The 16,277-nt window shown below is 71.8% G+C and carries 12 protein-coding genes; 4 read left to right on the top strand and 8 right to left on the bottom strand.

The window, feature by feature from the left end:
* Position 1: 1 nt before the first annotated feature.
* The 3 genes from AC3CCI_RS11745 to AC3CCI_RS11735 form a co-directional block, all read right to left on the bottom strand.
* Positions 2-1,402, bottom strand: coding sequence for a mechanosensitive ion channel domain-containing protein (locus tag AC3CCI_RS11745; RefSeq protein ID WP_354593196.1), 1,401 nt, complete (start codon positions 1,400-1,402; stop codon positions 2-4).
* Complete coding sequence (locus tag AC3CCI_RS11740; RefSeq protein WP_488627306.1) at positions 1,399-3,591, bottom strand: adenylate/guanylate cyclase domain-containing protein; 2,193 nt, start codon at positions 3,589-3,591, stop codon at positions 1,399-1,401. Before AC3CCI_RS11740 ends, AC3CCI_RS11745 begins: the two co-directional genes overlap by 4 nt.
* A 192-nt stretch (positions 3,592-3,783) precedes the next feature.
* A complete protein-coding gene (locus tag AC3CCI_RS11735; protein ID WP_488627305.1) occupies positions 3,784-5,655 on the bottom strand; it encodes an ABC transporter ATP-binding protein in 1,872 nt (623 codons plus the stop codon).
* A gap of 267 nt (positions 5,656-5,922) precedes the next feature.
* Here AC3CCI_RS11735 and AC3CCI_RS11730 point away from each other — a divergent pair, with 267 nt between their 5' ends.
* Entirely contained in the window at positions 5,923-7,518 is a 1,596-nt protein-coding gene (locus tag AC3CCI_RS11730; RefSeq protein WP_354593199.1) for a LuxR C-terminal-related transcriptional regulator, read from the top strand.
* 42 nt (positions 7,519-7,560) lie between these two features.
* Positions 7,561-9,000 carry an APC family permease gene (locus tag AC3CCI_RS11725; protein WP_488627304.1) on the top strand — a complete coding sequence of 480 codons (1,440 nt, stop codon included), beginning with the start codon at positions 7,561-7,563 and terminating at the stop codon, positions 8,998-9,000.
* A 170-nt stretch (positions 9,001-9,170) separates the two neighbouring features.
* Here AC3CCI_RS11725 and rplL read toward each other — a convergent pair whose 3' ends face one another.
* From rplL to AC3CCI_RS11705, 4 genes are all read right to left on the bottom strand, one after another.
* A complete protein-coding gene (rplL, locus tag AC3CCI_RS11720; protein ID WP_123518753.1) occupies positions 9,171-9,554 on the bottom strand; it encodes a 50S ribosomal protein L7/L12 in 384 nt (127 codons plus the stop codon).
* A gap of 48 nt (positions 9,555-9,602) precedes the next feature.
* Positions 9,603-10,118 carry a 50S ribosomal protein L10 gene (gene rplJ, locus AC3CCI_RS11715; protein ID WP_354593201.1) on the bottom strand — a complete coding sequence of 172 codons (516 nt, stop codon included), beginning with the start codon at positions 10,116-10,118 and terminating at the stop codon, positions 9,603-9,605.
* Between the two features lie 241 nt (positions 10,119-10,359).
* Positions 10,360-11,964, bottom strand: a complete 1,605-nt coding sequence (locus tag AC3CCI_RS11710; RefSeq protein WP_488627303.1) for a sensor histidine kinase — start codon at positions 11,962-11,964, stop codon at positions 10,360-10,362.
* Entirely contained in the window at positions 11,961-12,719 is a 759-nt protein-coding gene (locus tag AC3CCI_RS11705) for a response regulator transcription factor (protein WP_488628686.1), read from the bottom strand. Before AC3CCI_RS11705 ends, AC3CCI_RS11710 begins: the two co-directional genes overlap by 4 nt.
* 165 nt (positions 12,720-12,884) lie before the next feature.
* Between AC3CCI_RS11705 and AC3CCI_RS11700 the strand changes: the two genes are divergently transcribed.
* Together AC3CCI_RS11700 and AC3CCI_RS11695 are read left to right on the top strand one after the other, a co-directional pair.
* Positions 12,885-14,453 carry an ABC transporter permease gene (locus AC3CCI_RS11700; RefSeq protein WP_488627302.1) on the top strand — a complete coding sequence of 523 codons (1,569 nt, stop codon included), beginning with the start codon at positions 12,885-12,887 and terminating at the stop codon, positions 14,451-14,453.
* Positions 14,454-14,599: 146 nt separating this feature from the next.
* Entirely contained in the window at positions 14,600-15,268 is a 669-nt protein-coding gene (locus AC3CCI_RS11695; protein WP_354593316.1) for an ABC transporter ATP-binding protein, read from the top strand.
* A 36-nt stretch (positions 15,269-15,304) separates the two neighbouring features.
* Here the strand turns inward: AC3CCI_RS11695 and AC3CCI_RS11690 are convergent, their stop codons facing one another.
* Positions 15,305-16,270, bottom strand: coding sequence for a biopolymer transporter Tol (locus AC3CCI_RS11690; protein ID WP_488627301.1), 966 nt, complete (start codon positions 16,268-16,270; stop codon positions 15,305-15,307).
* Positions 16,271-16,277 lie beyond the last annotated feature (7 nt).

The raw sequence follows: 16,277 nt of genomic DNA, 5'->3' as shown, positions 1-16,277 counted from the left end.
GCTACCCGGCCAGGGCCGCGCGCGCCTGGTCGCGACGACGCTCGATGACGTCGCCGAACTCGCGCGCGAGCCTCGGCCGCACGCGGACCAGGTCGTCGAGGGTCGCCGTCGGCACCACCGCGACGGCCACCTCGGTCAGGGCGACGGCGGCCGTCGACGTCGTCTCTCGCGTCAGGGCCGTCTGCCCCACGTAGTCGCCGGCCTCGACCCGCGTGACCGGCACGACGGCTCCGTCGGGCAGGGTCGCCCCGAGCGACACGGCACCGTGCAGCACGAAGCGCACCGCCTCGGGCACGACGCCGGCCGGCAGCACGACCTCCCCGGCCGCGTAGCGCTCGAGTCGGACGAGCGGCACGAGGGCGGGGGTGTCCTCGGCCGACAGGGAGAGCGTGGGCGCGATCGACCGAACGGCCTGTTCGGTGCGCTCGGGCGTCGCGAAGTCGTCGGTGGCGTCGCCGTCGAGAGCGAGGCCGGCCCGCCGGGCGGCGTACCAGAGCCAGCCACGGAAGGTCGCGAGGGCTGCCCCCTCGAGCGCGGGCCCCCGCGTGTCGAACGACAGTTCGTAGTCGGCACCGCCGAGGGGCACGGCGACCGGCACGCTGCCCTCTGCCAGTTGGGGCAGGGTCGCCGCGACGCGCTGCAGCAGGGCGACGACCTCGGCGGGCGGGTCGTCGGTGGTGAACGAGACCGTGGTCGTGACGGTGAAGCTGCCGCCACCCCGGCTCAGGTTGGTGAACGACGCACCGGCCAGCGTGGCGTTCGGCATGATCTGGATGCCGTTGCCCGTGTCGATGTGCACGGCGCGCCAGTTGACCTGGACGACCCGGCCGCGGACTCCCCCGGCGTCGAGCCAGTCGCCCAGTCGGAAGGGCTGTTCGAACAGCAGCAGCAGACCCGAGACGATGCTGCCGATGGCGCCCTGCAACGCGAGGCCGAGGACGATCGAGGTGACCCCGAGCGCCGTGAACAGACCTGCCACGTCGGTGCCCCAGACCGCGCTGAAGAGCACCGCCAGGCCGATCGCGATGAGGACGATGCGACCGATGTCGACGAAGATCGACGGCAGCCGGTCACGCCAGCTGCCCTTCGAGGCGTTCGTGAACAGCGCGAGGTTGACCGTGTTGAGGACGGCGAGGATCACCAGGAACCCGAAGACCGTCGCCACCACGCGCGTCCAGGTGAAGTCCTGGGAGTCGAGGGCCCTGGTCACCTCGCCGAGCAAAAGGGCGATCGCCCCGGCGGGCACGACGTAGCTGCGCAGCAGCCGGGTGACCTTGTGCGCGGGGTTGCCGCGACGTCGCAGGGTCGACGTGACCTCGGTCAGCACGACGAGCGCGATCGGCAGGCCGATCACGACGACGAGCGTCGGCACGAACCACGGCTGCTGCCAGACGCTGGTCACGAGGCGGCCGGTCGGTCGAGACGGAAGACGCGCTGGGCACCCGACTGGGTCGTGACGGTGCCGGCGTCCGACGCCGGGACGGCGTCGCCGATCTTCTGCACCACGCGTTCCGTGGCGTACACCCCCGGCTGCGCGGCGACGTCCTGCACCCGGTAGGCCAGGGTCACGGCGTCGCCCCACATGTCGTAGACCATGCTCTGCCGTCCGACCAGGCCGCTCGTCACCGACCCGGTGTCGAGCCCCGCCCGCAGGGCGAGACGGGCGTCGTGCGTCGCGTTGAAGCGGTCCAGCACGGTCTGCAGCTCGAGGGTGAAGTCGACGACCCGTCGGGCCGCGTCCACCCGCGGCACCGAGAGGCCGCAGCTCGCCAGGTAACCGGTCTGGCTGCTGCGCACCTTCTCGACGCCGAACCGGTCGGCGGCCTCGTCGAAGGACTTCCACAGGCCGTTGAGCAGGGCCAGCGACTCGCCCGACCGGAGCCCGCGGCTCACGTCGTCGAACCCGACGATGTCGGCGAACACGACCGAGACGTCGGTGTGGTCCTCGGCGATGGTCTCCTCGCCCTCCTTGTAGCGCTTGGCGACCGCCTCGGGCATCAACGTGAGCAGCAGCCGGTCGTTCTCGCGGCGCTGGTCGTCGATGAGGTCCTGCTTCAGCTTCAGGCTGCGGCTCATGTCGTTGAACGACGAGCCCAGGTCGGCGAACTCGTCGCCGCCGCGCACCGGCACCTCGACGCCGACCTCCCCACCGCTGACGCGGTTGACCGCGGTCTGCAGCCGTCGGACGGGCCGGACGAACACCTGCGCCAGCAGCAACGACAGCAACGAGACGAGCACGATGATGGCGGCGGTCGACAGCAGCAGGTTGCGGGTGAACACGTCCACCGGGGCGAAGGCCTCCGAGGTGTCGACCTTGGCCACGATCACCCAGTTCAGGCCGTCGACGTCGATCGGCTTGTAGGCGGCGAGCACCTGGTGGCCGAGGTAGTCGGTGTTCACGGTGGTCGCGGTCCGGCCCTCGAGCGCGGCCCGGACCGCCGTCGTCGCGACCGGCTGGAGCAGCACCGAGCTGCCCGTCTCGACCTGCCGGTTCGCGACCGAGGTGGGGGTGCCGTGCGAGATCACGTCGGCGGCGAAGGTGTCGGGGTGCTCGATCAGCTCGCGAGACGACGACCGCATCGTCAGGTCCGGGCCGGCGAGGTAGGCCTCGCCGGTGTCGCCCAAGCCGTCGCGACCCCACGACTCGTCACCGGTCATGACGTCGTCGATGGTGTCGACCGGCACCTGGATGGCCAGCACGCCCGAGACGTCGGCCCCCGTGCCGACGGGCGAGGCGATCCAGGCGGTCGGCGCACCGAGGGACGGCAGGTAGGGCTGGAAGTCGGTCGTGAACGACGAGTCGACGGTGTTCGACTCGAGGGCCTCGTCGTAGACCTCGCGCAGGTTCGTGCGCGAGTACGGCCCGGTCTCGACGTTGGTGCCGAGGTCGACCCCCGAGAAGGCCGAGTAGACCACGTTGCCGTCGGTGTCGAGCAGCAGGGCGTCCTCGTACGACAGCTGCGTGACCATCTCGCGGAAGTAGTCGTGGTACTCGGCCCGGGCGGCCGACCACTGGCTGCCGTCGTCCGCGGCGTCGAAGGCGAGCGACGCGTCGTAGTCGTCGTCGAAGGGGACCGTGTAGAGCGACTGCAGGTAGGTCTGCGCCGGGGTCGACGGCGTGATGAGGTCGACGTCGGCCTGCGAGCCCGTCGCCTCGTCGTACCGCGGCCCGAACGTGTCGGAGTAGTACCCGTCGACCGCCGAGGTCTGCTCGGCGGTCGGGGTCTGGTCGGCGAGGGCGGCGAACCCGGCGTTGAACGCCCGCGAGGCCTGCACCGCGCTGTCGTTGCGGCTGTCGAGCACGACGGCCTGCTGCACGCCGGCCAGCGTGCGCTCGACCTCTCGCGCCCGGGACTCGCGGATGCTCGTCACCTGGTCGAACGCCGCCTCGCGCAGCGAGTCGCGACCGTTCACGTAGCCGACCGCGCCGATCACGACGGCCGCGACGAAACTGACGGCGAGCAGCATCACGAGGAGCTTCGACTGGATGTCGAGCGAGCCGCGACCCGCCAGGGCCCGCCAGCTGAAACGACGGTGCGGCACGGCGTCGACGACGTCGGTCGAGCGCTGGTCGGTCGGCGTGGTGGTCATGTCTGGCCTCGTCCCTCGGGCCAGCCCGAACGTGGCGCCCCGCGATTCGAGGACGACTCACCTGACCCGTGCTCAACATGTACCACCAGGGCCCCGTCGACGACCAGGGGCTCGCGACCCTTCCGGTCAGGAGGCGCGGGTCACCGGCCCGGGGCGGCTCGCGTCACCGGATCGCTCGGCGGCCGTCACGCCTCACGCCGACACCTGTTGCCCGTAGAGCTCGGCGTAGACCCCGCCCAGCGCGAGCAGCTCGTCGTGCGTGCCACGTTCGACGACGTGGCCCGCCACGACGACGAAGACGACGTCCGCCTCGCGCACGGTCGAGAGCCGGTGGGCGATCGCGATGGTCGTCCGACCGCGGGTCGCCGTGTCGAGGGCCTCTTGCACCACGCGCTCGGACACCGTGTCGAGGGCGCTCGTCGCCTCGTCGAGGACCATCACCGCCGGGTCTTTCAGCAGGACCCGCGCGATGGCGATCCGTTGCTTCTCACCACCCGAGAGGCGGTAGCCCCGCTCACCGACGATCGTGTCGTAGCCGTCGGGGAACGACGCGATGGTCTCGTGGATGTTGGCCTGCCGGGCCGCGTCGACCAGTTGCTCGTCGGTCGCGTCGGGCCGCGCGTAGCGGAGGTTGTCGCCGATGCTGGCGTGGAAGAGGTACGTCTCTTGGCTGACGATGCCGATGTTGCCGACCAGGCTCTCTTGGTCGAGCCGCCGGACGTCGGTGCCGGCGAAGCGCACGGCCCCACCCGACGCCTCGTAGAACCGAGGGATGAGGTACGACACGGTCGTCTTGCCGGCGCCGCTCGGGCCCACGAAGGCGGCGAACTGACCGGGCGCGATGTCGAACGAGACGCCGTCGAGGGTCTTCTGGCCGGGCTCGGCGTCGGGGTACGAGAACGAGACGTCGTCGAACTCGACCCGGCCGAGCTGCGTCTCGTCGACGGCCTCGGCCGAGGGGTCGTTCGTGATCGCCGGGTGGAGGTCGAGGTACTCGAAGATGCGCGCGAAGAGCGCTCCGGAGGTCTGCAGGTCGAGGGCCACCCGCAGCAGGCCCATCAGCGGGAAGGTCAGCCGGGCCTGCACCGTCGTGAAGGCGACGATCGTGCCGGCCGTCACCGGGACGTCGCGGAGGATCAGCCACGCCGCGACCAGGTAGATCAGGGCGGGGATGACCGAGAGGAAGATCTGGACGACGGCGAAGAACCACTGGCCGCTCATCTGCTGGCGCACCTGCAGGCCGATCTGGGTGCGGTTCTCGGCCGAGTACCGTTCGACCTCGGCGCGCTGCTGGTTGAAGCTCTTGGCCAGCAGGATGCCGCTGACGCTCAGGGCCTCTTGCGTGATGGCCGTCATGTCGCTGAGGGACTCCTGCGTCTTGGTCGCGATGCGCGCCCTGACCTGCCCGACCCGGCGCTGGGCGATGACGAGCAGCGGCAGCAGGATCACCGTCACGACCGTCATCTGCCAGCTGAGCACCAGCATCGACACGAACGCCGCGATGACCGTGACCGTGTTGCCGAGGACGCTCGAGATCGTGTTGCTGAGCACGCTCGCGACGCCACCGACGTCGTTCTGCAGCCGGGACTGGATCACACCCGTCTTGGTGCGGGTGAAGAAGGCGAGCTCCATGCGCTGCAGGTGGCCGAACAGGCGGATGCGCAACGCACCCATGACCTTGTTGCCGACCGTGGCCGTCAGGTACGTCTGCCACACGCCGATGCCGGCCGACAGCACCCAGAGCCCGACCATGGCACCCACCAGCTCGAGCAGCACGGGCACGTCGGGCCCGCCCGGCGGGAACAGCCCCCGGTCGAAGGCCTGCTTGGTGAGCAACGGCGGAGCCACGCTGAGGGCCGCCCCGACGAGGACGAGCACGACCGTGACGACGAGGGCCCGCTTGTGCGGCGAGAACAGACCCCGGATGCGACCGACGAGGTCGGGGATGCGTGGCGCCGTGGCGTTCGCCGCCCGCTGGGCGTCGGCGTCGCCGCTCGACACCCGGGACCCACCCGGCCGACCGCCGCCGCGGGGACCGCCCGCGGGCGGATGCATCGAACTCATCCGGTCAGCGTAGGCCGGACCCCCGTCGTCCGCCGTCGGCCCCGCGAGATCGGTGCAGACCGTGCACGGGACGAGGGGCCGCACCGGGACCGACACGCCGTAGAACGACCGTTCGTCCCCCAGTTGTGGGCGCAATGCCCGACACATCCCCCGGTGCGAAGACCACTCAGTTTAGTATGGCGATGTCGGTGCACCTGACCAGGCTCCGGCAGCCGCGCCCCCGTACCCGACGAGTGGGCCTCCCGAAGCGGCAGAGCTAGGACCATCGTGAACACGTCGAACCCCACGGCCGTCGAACCACCGAGTGCCGAACTGCAGCCCGCCGACCACCGGGCCGCTCTCGATGCCATCGAGCAGGGCTGGACCCAGATCGCCCCCGTCCAGGGAGCACGCCTCCGCGAGGCGATCCGCTCCACCCCCGAGGAGGAGTGGCGCGGCAGGCCGCGCATCCTGCTCGCGCTGGCGGCGAGCCACCGCTCGGTCGGCTCACGCTCGCGCAGTGCCGCGCTGCCGTGGTTCCGAGGCGTCGCCAAGGCCCTCGACGCCGACCCCGACCTGCCCCTCGACGTCCGCGCCGGGTACCACATCCACCTCGGCGCCTCCCTGCGCACCCTGGGCAACTTCGTGGTGGCCCACGAGCACCTCGAGGTCGCCCGCACGCTGATCGAGAACGACCTCGCCGAGTCGATCAGCCTCCGCATCTCGCTGAGCGCCTCGTTCTCGCTGCAGCTCGGCCTGATCCGCCTGCACTACGGCGAGATCGACCAGGCCCGCTTCGCCCTCAGCCTGGCGAACGGGCTGGGCGAGGACCACCTCAGCACCGCCGAGCGGGTCGAGTGCCTCTCGGCCCTCGCCTTCGTCGCCATGCTGATCGGGGACTTCGACCTGGCCGACCGGCACGTCGACCTCGCCCGCGAGCTCGCCGACGGCACCGACCTGCTGGTCAGCTCGTTCGGCGCCCTGACGCAGATCACCCGCGTGCACCTCGCCCTCGAACGCGGCGAGGCCGTCGGCGGCCACGAGGGCCTGCTCACCGACGTCCGCCAGGCCTCACGGGGCAGCGACTGGGAGGCCCTCGGCCTCTTCGCCGAGGCCCACGTGCTGCTGTCCGAGGGTCGGCACATCGAGGTGCTCGACCTCCTCGCCCGCATCACGCGGACGATCGACGGCTTCACCGGCCACAGCGCCCTCACCGACTCCGCCGTCGTCATGCGCGCCGAGACCATGCGCCTCCTCGGCCAGTCGCACGAGGCCCGGCGGCTGGCGTCGTCGGTGACCCCGTCGCACCACCACATCCGCTGCCCCGGCCGCGTGCTCGCCCTCGTGCACCTCGCCGCCGGCGAGCCGGACTCGGCGCTCGAGGCGCTCGAGCCCTGCCTGGCCATCGGCGATCTGCACAGCGAACGCACCATGGGACAGGTGCACGCGCTCCAGGCCGCCGCCCACCTCGCCCTGGGCGACGCCGCCCACAGCGACATCGCCTTCGACCAGGCGCTCTTGAGCGCCGGTCACAACGGCTCGATCTGGCTCTTCGCCTCCCTGCCGGAGGACGTCCTCGAGCACCTCGTGCAGCGGGCCGTCGGCCGCCGTCAGCCCCCCGCCATCGTCGGGGTGCTCGACCGCCTGCGCGGCACGTCGGCCGACGTCGTGCCGCAGCTCGCCGAGCCGCTGAGCGACCGCGAGCTCGTCATCGTCCGACACCTGGCCACGGGCCAGACCCTCGGGCAGATCGGCAGCCAGCTCTTCATCTCGGTCAACACCGTGAAGAGCCACGTGCGCAGCATCTACCGCAAGCTGCAGGCGTCCTCGAGGCGTGAGGCCATGACCCGCGTCAAGCAGTTGGGCCTCGACCTCGACGACTGACCACGACGGGGTGCGGTGCCGGTCGTACGGTAACCTCTCGCGGTGCCCGAAGAGCTCCGCCTCCCCTCCCGTCCGTCCCTCGTCGCCCAGCTGAGGGCGCGCAAACCCCTCGACGCGTTCGCCGCCGAGGGGGCAGCAGTCGACGGCGGCCCGCGCCTGCGGCGCACCCTCGGGGTCTGGCACCTCACCGCGATCAGCATCGGGGCGACGCTCGGCACGGGCATCCTCGTCGTGCTCGGCACCGCCGTCCCGTTGGCCGGGCCGGCCGTCTGGATCTCGTTCGTGCTCGCGGGCGTCGCGGCACTGCTCTCGGCCCTGTCGTACGCCGAGATGGCCGGCAGCGTGCCCGTCTCGGGCTCGAGCTACTCGTACGCCTACGCCACCCTCGGCGAGGGCATCGCCTGGGTCTGCGGCTGGTGCCTCGTGCTCGAGTACGCCGTCTCGGTCGCGGCCGTCGCCGTCGGCGCGGGTCAGTACGTCAACGAGGCACTCGACGTCTTCGGCCTCGCCCTGCCCGCCGCGATCGCCGAGCCGCCGGGGGTCGGCGGCGTGCTCAACCTGCCCGCGGCCGTGCTCGTCGTGCTCGCCACGCTCGTCCTCGTGCCGGGTGCCCGCGAGAGCGCCTGGGTGAACACCTTGTTGGTGGTGGTCAAGGTGGGGCTGCTCGTCTTCTTCGTCGCCGTGGCCTTCACCGCGTTCAGCGTCGGCAACTTCGAACCGCTCGCCCCGATGGGCGCCGCCGGGGTCTCGGCCGCGGCGTCGCGGCTCTTCTTCTCGTACATCGGGTTCGACGCGGCCTCGACGGCCGGCGAGGAGGCCCGCGACGCCCGGCGCGACCTGCCGCGCGCCATCATCGCCTCGATCGTCATCATCACGGTGCTGTACATCCTGGTGGCCGTCGCCGCGATCGGCGCCCGGCCGTGGACGTCGTTCACCGACGGCGAGGCCACCCTCGTCACGATCGTCGCCGACATCACCGGCCAGCCCTGGGTGGCGTTCCTGTTCGCCGTCACGGCCGTCGCCGCGATCGCCAGCGTCGTGCTCACCGTGCTCTACGGGCAGACGCGCATCTTCGTCGCCATGGCCCGCGACGGTCTCGTGCCCCGGGTGCTCGGGCGCGTCTCACCGAGGACGCGGACCCCGGTCGCCGGCACGCTGATCGTCGGCGGGGCGGTGGCCGTGGCCGCCGCGGTGATCCCCCTCGGCGCCCTCGCCGACGCGACGAGCATCGGCACGCTCTTCGCCTTCGCCCTCGTCAACGTGTCGGTGATCTGGCTGCGCCGCAACCGGCCCGAGCTCGAGCGCACCTACCGGGTGCCGCTGTACCCGCTCACGCCGATCGCCGGCTGCGCCTTCTGCGTCCTGCTGATGGTCACGCTGGGGTGGGTGACGTGGCTCGCCTTCGCCGTGTGGATGGTCGTGGGCACCGCGGTGTACCTCGGGTACGGCCGCCGGCACTCGGAGCTGGCCCGCGCCTCCTGACCGGGCACCCGCCGACACGACGAGGAGGCGCGGGTCACCGGGCTCGGACGACGCGCCCTGGCAGCGCCCCCGCAGGAACGCCAGAAGGCGCCACCCCGAGGGGTGGCGCCTTCTGTCTGGTGCTGAGCAGACGTGCCGCTCAAGCGCGAGGGGCCGCGAGGGCCCGCCGACTACTTGAGGGTGATCGTCGCGCCGGCGGCCTCGAGCTGAGCCTTGGCCTTCTCGGCGGCTTCCTTGTTCGCGCCCTCGAGGACGGTGCTGGGGGCACCGTCGACGACGGCCTTGGCCTCGCCGAGGCCGAGGCTGGTGAGCGCACGGACCTCTTTGATGACCTGGATCTTCTTGTCGCCGGCAGCCTCGAGGACGACGTCGAAGGAGTCCTTCTCCTCGACCTCTTCGGCGGGGGCGGCGGGGCCGGCGGCACCGGCGGCGGCCACGGGGGCAGCAGCGGTGACCTCGAAGACCTCTTCGAACTTCTTCACGAACTCGCTGAGCTCGATGAGCGTGAGCTCCTTGAAAGCCTCGATCAGTTCGTCCTGCGTGAGCTTCGCCATGATTTTCTCCTTGTTGTGTAGCTGAAGTGGGGGTTGGTGCGACAGCGCTTAGCTGTCGGCTTCCTGCTTCGCGCGCAGCGCCTCGACCGTGCGGACGGCCTGCGAGAGCGGAGCCTGGAACAGGTACGCAGCACCGAACAGCGAGGCCTTGAAGGCGCCGGCCAGTTTGCCCAGCAGCACCTCTCGGGACTCGAGGTCGGCGAGCTTGTTGACCTCGTCTGCCGAGAGAGGGTTACCGTCGAAGTAACCGTTCTTCACGATCAGAGCGGGGTGTGCCTTGGCGAAGTCACGCAGGCCCTTGGCGACGGCGACAGGGTCACCGTGGACGAAGGCGATCGCAGAAGGTCCGACGAGTTCGTCGTCGAACGAGCTGATTCCGGCGTTGTTCGCCGCGATCTTGCTGAGCGTGTTCTTCACCACGGCGTACGTCGCGTCTGCACTGATGGACTTGCGGAGCTCTTTCAGCTCGGCAACAGTGAGACCGCGGTACTCGGTGAGCAGGACGGCGGTCGAGTCACGGAAGTTCTCCGTGAGCTCGGCGACCGATGCTTCCTTGTTCGCCATGGCTCTCCTAAAACGTGGGTGTGCCGGCAGCCCCCGGGCACTCGACCACGCCTGCTCGAAACGAGACGGCATGAAAAAAGCTCCGGCGCAGGGGCACGGAGCTGGATCTCTTCGAGAAGAGGAACGACTTCACACACCTGCGCTGGTCGCTCTCTCTCGAGAACCTTCGGCACCCGTCTGCGAGCAGACGAGCACAACCGGCGGTCTTGGGCTTCGTACAGAGTAGACGCAGGAGGCGCGTTCACGCAAGTCGCGCCTCCTCACCGTCGCGGGCGGCCACGACGACGGGCGTCGCGAGCGGCAGGCGCACCGTGAAGGTCGCCCCCGCGGCCGAGCTGTCGACGTCGACGGTGCCGCCGTGCGAGTGGACGACGGCCTCGACGATGGCGAGGCCGAGGCCGGTCGAGCCGGCCTTGCGCGAGCGCGAGCTGTCGGCGCGGGCGAACCGCTCGAAGAGCACGGGCAGCACGGCCTCGTCGATGCCGGGGCCGTCGTCGGCCACCGAGACGACGGCCCGCCCCGACGCGTCGTCGACCGTCAGCGAGACGTGCACGTGGGTGCCGTCGGGCGTGTGGGTGCGCGCGTTGGTCAACAGGTTGGCGACGATCTGGTGCAGGCGCATGGCGTCGCCCGACACCGTCACGGGTTCGTCGGGCACGTAGACGTCGACGTCGTGCGTCGGGCCGGCCACGTGGGCGTCGTTGACGGCGTCGAGCACCACGCGGGTGAGGTCGACGTCGCCCGTGACGAGGTCGCGCCCCTCGTCGAGGCGCGCGAGCAGCAGCAGGTCCTCGACGAGCGAGGTCATGCGCAGCGACTCGGACTCGATGCGCCCCATGGCGTAGACGACGTCGTCGGGCAGGCCGGCGTTCATGCGTCGGGTCAGCTCGGCGTAGCCGCGCACCGAGGCGAGCGGCGTCCGCAGCTCGTGCGAGGCGTCCGCGACGAACTGCCGCACCTTGTTCTCGCTCTGCTGTCGGGCCTCGAGCGCGCCCGCCACGTGGCCGAGCATGCGGTTGAGCGACGCGCCGACCCGCCCGACCTCGGTGCGGGTGTCGGCGTCGGCGTCGTCGACGCGTTCCGCCAGCGCCACCTCGCCCCGGTCGAGGGGCAGTTCGGCGACCCGCAGGGCCGTGTCGGACATCCGCTCGAGCGGTCGCAGGGCGCTGCGGACGACGGCGTAGGCGATGGCGATGGCGATCGCCAGGCCGACGACGGTGATCGCCACGATGACGGCCACCATGCGGGTCACCGTCGTCGACACGCTGTCCATCGGCAGGCCGACGACGATGTAGCCGTAGGTCGTCGTGGTGCCGACCCCCGAGGTCGGGACGAGCTGCACGGGCTGCGCCTCGACCCGGTACGAGCCGAGGTCGCCGCCCAGGTCGACCGTCGTGGGGTCGGTCGACCCGACGACCGACAGGACGGCCGCGGCGTTCGCCGACGTCACCGGGTCGTCGACGTCGCCGAACGAGTCGATGCTGTAGGCGGCGGTGACCCGTTGGCCGACCACGAGGGCCGTGAAGGTGCCCGGCGCCTGGCGGGGCCCCAGCAGGTCGGCCTCGTCGGGAGAGACGCTCGGCCGACCGGAGTCGGCCCCTCCCCCCGCCGGACCGCTCAGGGCCCGGTTCGTCGCCTGGCCCAGTTCGTCGTCGAGCTGGTCGACGAGCGAGCTGCGGAGCGCGACGACGCTCACCGCGCCGATGACGATCGTCAGCAGCACCACGAGGGCGACGATGCTGAGGATCAGGCGGTTGCGCAGGGTGAGCGGCCCGGCGAGCCCGGGCGCCCGACGCACGAGGCCCCGGAGGCGCGAGCCCACCCGGGCGGGCAGGGCATCGGTCACGACGTGGGCTTGATCACGTAACCCACGCCGCGAACGGTGTGGATCATGGGCTCTTCGCCGACGTCGATCTTCTTGCGCAGGTACGAGATGTAGATCTCGACGACGCTGGACTTGCCGCCGAAGTCGTAGCTCCAGACCCGGTCGAGGATCTGCGCCTTGCTCAGCACGCGCCGCGGGTTGCGCATCAGGAAGCGCAGCAGCTCGAACTCGGTCGCGGTCAGCTCGATCTCGCGGCCGGACCGGGTCACCTCGTAGCTCTCCTCGTCGAGGACGAGGTCGCCGACGACGATGCGCGAGTCTCCGGCCTCGCTGACGGCCGAGGCCGACCGCCGGATCAGGCCGCGCAGCCGGGCCACGACCTCTTCGAGCGAGAAGGGCTTGGTGACGTAGTCGTCGCCCCCGGCCGTGAGGCCCGACACTCGGTCCTCGACGCTGTCCTTCGCGGTGAGGAACAGGATGGGGGTGTCGTCGCCGCTCGAGCGCAGCCGGCCGAGCACCTGGATGCCGTCGATGTCGGGCAGCATCCAGTCGAGCACGATGGCGTCGGGCTTGAACTCGCGGGCCGTGGCGAGCGCCGCCTGCCCGTCGGAGGCGGCCTTGACGTCCCACCCCTCGTAGCGCAGGGCCATCGAGAGCAGGTCGGTGAGGCTGTTCTCGTCGTCGACGACGAGGACTCGGAGGGGCGTTCCGTCGGCACGGGTGAGGCGCGGGGCCGAAGCGGTGGCGGGGGTCGTTGTGGTCACCTCTCCAAGTATCGAGCGGTTCCTATGAACGGACTGTGATCGGACCATGAGCAGGCTGCACATGTCTCATAGCCGCCTCATGGCCGGCTGATCGGCCCCTCATCGAGGTCGTCCCTAGGTTCGCTCCGGCGGCAGGCCCTCCCGGCCCGGCACCGCCCCAGTCAAGGAGCCCCCACCATGTTCTTCACCTACCTGCGCCGAGAACTCGGCAACAGGCGCAAGCAGACGGTCGTCATCGCCATCGGCATGGCGCTCGCCATCGCCCTCGTCATCGTCGTCAACGGCGTCGCCTCCGGCGTGCGCGACGCCCAGTCGTCCGTGCTCGAGTCCGTCTACGGCGTCGGCACCGACGTCACGATCACGCAGACCGCCGAGCCCGGCGCCGACGGCGGCGGCCCCGGCCAGCGCTTCGACTTCGGCTCGGGCGACGGCAGCACGGAAGGCGGCAGCACCCAGGTCGCGCAGAGCACCCTCTCGGCGGCCCGCGGCACGGCCACCTTCGACGCCTCGACGCTCACCACCGTCGAGGGGGTCGACGGCGTCGCCGCCGCCACCGCCACCCTCAGCCTGCAGGCCTCGAGCTTCTCGGGCACGCTGCCCGACTTCTCGCAGGGCGGCACGAGCGGCACGGGAGGCACGGGCACCGCCCCCGACGCGGGCACCGGCACCGACTCGGGCGCGACGCAGCAGTCCCCTCCGACCGGCGGGGCCGACGGCGCGGGCGGCAGCTCGTTCGACGTCGACCAGTTCGCCGTCGAGGGCATCGACGTGACCGCGGACGCGGTCGGCCCGCTCACGAGCGTCTCGCTGGTGGACGGCCGCACCTTCACCGCCGCCGACGCCGGACAGGACGTCGTCGTGCTCGACCAGACCTACGCCACGAGCGCCGACCTCGCCACCGGCGACACCCTCGCCATCGGCGGCACCGACTTCACCGTGATCGGCGTCGTGGCGTCCACGTCGTCCGACGCGGCGACCGCGAGCGACACGTACGTCCCGCTCGACACGGCCCAGGCCGTCAGCGGGCTGACCGGACAGATCAGCGACGTCTACGTCACGGCCGCGAGCGCGAGCGACGTCGACTCGCTGAAGACCGACCTCGAGGCCGCCCTGCCCGACGCGACCGTCAGCACGCAGTCCGACCTCGCGTCCAGCGTCTCGGGTTCGCTCTCGACCGCCTCGGGCCTGGTCTCGACCCTCGGCACCTGGCTCTCGGTCGTCGTGCTGGCCGCCGCGTTCGCCCTCGCCGTCCTGTTCACGGTCTCGGGCGTCGGCCGACGCACCAGGGAGTTCGGCACCCTGAAGGCCGTCGGCTGGAGCAACGCGCGCATCACCCGTCAGGTCGCCGGCGAGTCGCTCGTGCAGGGCCTGATCGGCGGCGTCGCCGGCGTCGCGGTCGGCCTGCTCGGCATCGTCGTGGTCAACGCGATCGCCCCGACCCTTTCGGCGTCGGCCGCGAGTTCGTCCGGCCCCGGAGCGGGCGGCCCGGGCGGCGTGCCCGGCGGCGCCGCCACCGCGGCCGCCGGTACGGCGACCCAGGGAGGCGCGGCGACCGGTGCCGGCGGCGGCTTCGGTCAGCAGGTGGTCCAGGCCACGACCGACGTCGTGCTGCACGTGCCGGTCTCGCTCACGATCGTCCTCTTCGCCGTGGGGCTCGCCGTGCTCGGCGGCCTCTTGGCCGGCGCGATCGGCGGCTGGCGGGCCTCGCGGCTGCGCCCCGCCGAAGCGCTGCGGAGCGTCGCGTGAGCCGCGCCGAGGCGGGGGCGGCCGGCGTGACCGACGCGACCCGCGCCTCCTCGTCCCCCGCCGACCGGCACGTCCCCGCCGAGCGGCACTCCCCCGCCGACCGGCACTCCCCCACCGCACCGCACGCACCCGAAGGGCACCGACCGATGTACCGCCTCACCGACGTCGTCAAGACGTACTCGCAGAAGAAGAAGACCGTGACCGCGCTGGCCGGCGTCACGCTCGAGATCCCGGCCGGCCAGATGGTCGCGATCCAGGGGCCGACCGGCGGCGGCAAGTCGACGCTGCTGCAGATGCTCGGCGCCCTGGACCGACCCACGAGCGGCACGGTGCTGCTCGGCGAGCACGACCTGTCGAAGGCCGGCGACCACGCCCTGGCCGCGGCCAGGGGGCGCGAGATCGGCTTCGTGTTCCAGGGGTTCAACCTGATCCCGACCTTGACGGCGGCCGAGAACGTCGAGACGGCGTTCGCCGACGGCTCGGTGCCCCGCGACGAACGGCGTCGACGGGCGGCCGCCGCCCTCGCCTCGGTCGGCCTCGCCGAGCGCGCCGACCACCTGCCCGTCGAGCTCTCGGGCGGTCAGCAGCAACGCGTCGCCGTCGCCAGGGCCCTGGTCAAGGAGCCCACGGTGCTGCTCGCCGACGAACCCACCGGGTCGCTCGACGAGGCGACCCGTGACGAGATCATGGACCTGCTCGAGGGCGTCTGGCGCGAGCGCGGCCTGACCCTGGTGATCGTCACGCACGACTCGGCGGTGGCGAGGCGGGCCGAACGCCGGCTGCACCTGAAGGGTGGCCGGGTCACCGAGATCTGACCGCGGGCGTGCCGGGGCCGTGCCAGGGCCCCGGCGTCAGCCCAGGGGGTAGTCCGCGCAGGCGAAGCGGCTCGAGTCGGGGGCCCAGCAGGGCACGTTGATCGTGCCCTGGCCGCCGAACAGGGCGAGGACGTCGTGCGGCTCACGACCCGGCACGGGCAGGCCGTCGGGGCCGAGCGGCAGGGTGCGCAGCACCACGTCGCGGTCCTCGGGGTGGCCGATCGTGCCCGGCTCGAACGACACCCAGAGCAGCGTCCCGCCGTCGGGCGACACGTGCGGGAACCAGTTGACGCGCTCGTCGTGCGTCACCTGGACGACGTCGCCGCCGTCGAGGCGGCTGCGGAAGAGCTGGGCGTGACCGGCGACCCCCGCGGAGGCGCGTTCCGAGTTCGTCCACAGCCAGGCGCCGTCGGGCGAGAACTCGGCCCCGTCGTCCGGGTGCTCGTCGTCGGTCACCGGCGTGGTCGCGCCGTCGGCCCGCGAGACCAGGGCGACGTCCGTCCGCCAGCCGGCCCGCGCCTCCTCGTCGTCCGGGTCGTCGACCGGGGCCGGCAGGGCGCCGACGATCACGCTGAGCGTGGCGCCGTCGGGCGAGACGCCGTGCAGGTAGTTCTTGTGGTTGCGCCCGGCGGGGTGGTCGCGGGTCACCCGGCGCGCGGTGCCGCCCGGGGTGACGCCGTCCCAGGGGACCTCGTACAGGTGGCCGTCGCGGGCGCTGACGATCACCGCACCCTGGTCGGGGGCGATCACGTGGTCGTTGTTGATCTCGGGCACGTCGCCCATCGGCACCGGCTCGAGCGCGGCCTCGTCGACCCCGCGCGCGTCGGCCGGCAGCCGCCAGAGCAGACCGTCGCCGTTGACCACGAGCCAGCGGCCGTCTGGGCTCCAGTTCGGGGCCTCGACCAGCAGGCGGGTGCTCTCGAGGACGACCTCGACGTCGCCGGTCGCGGGGTCGACGACGAGCAGGCGGCTGCGTCGTCCGGGCAGGAGGGTTCGGGGCATGCGGTCA

Source organism: Frigoribacterium sp. CF331, from assembly GCF_057787905.1.
The sequence above is the reverse complement of the archived record's forward strand: the minus strand, read 5'-3'. Positions and strand labels throughout refer to the sequence as shown.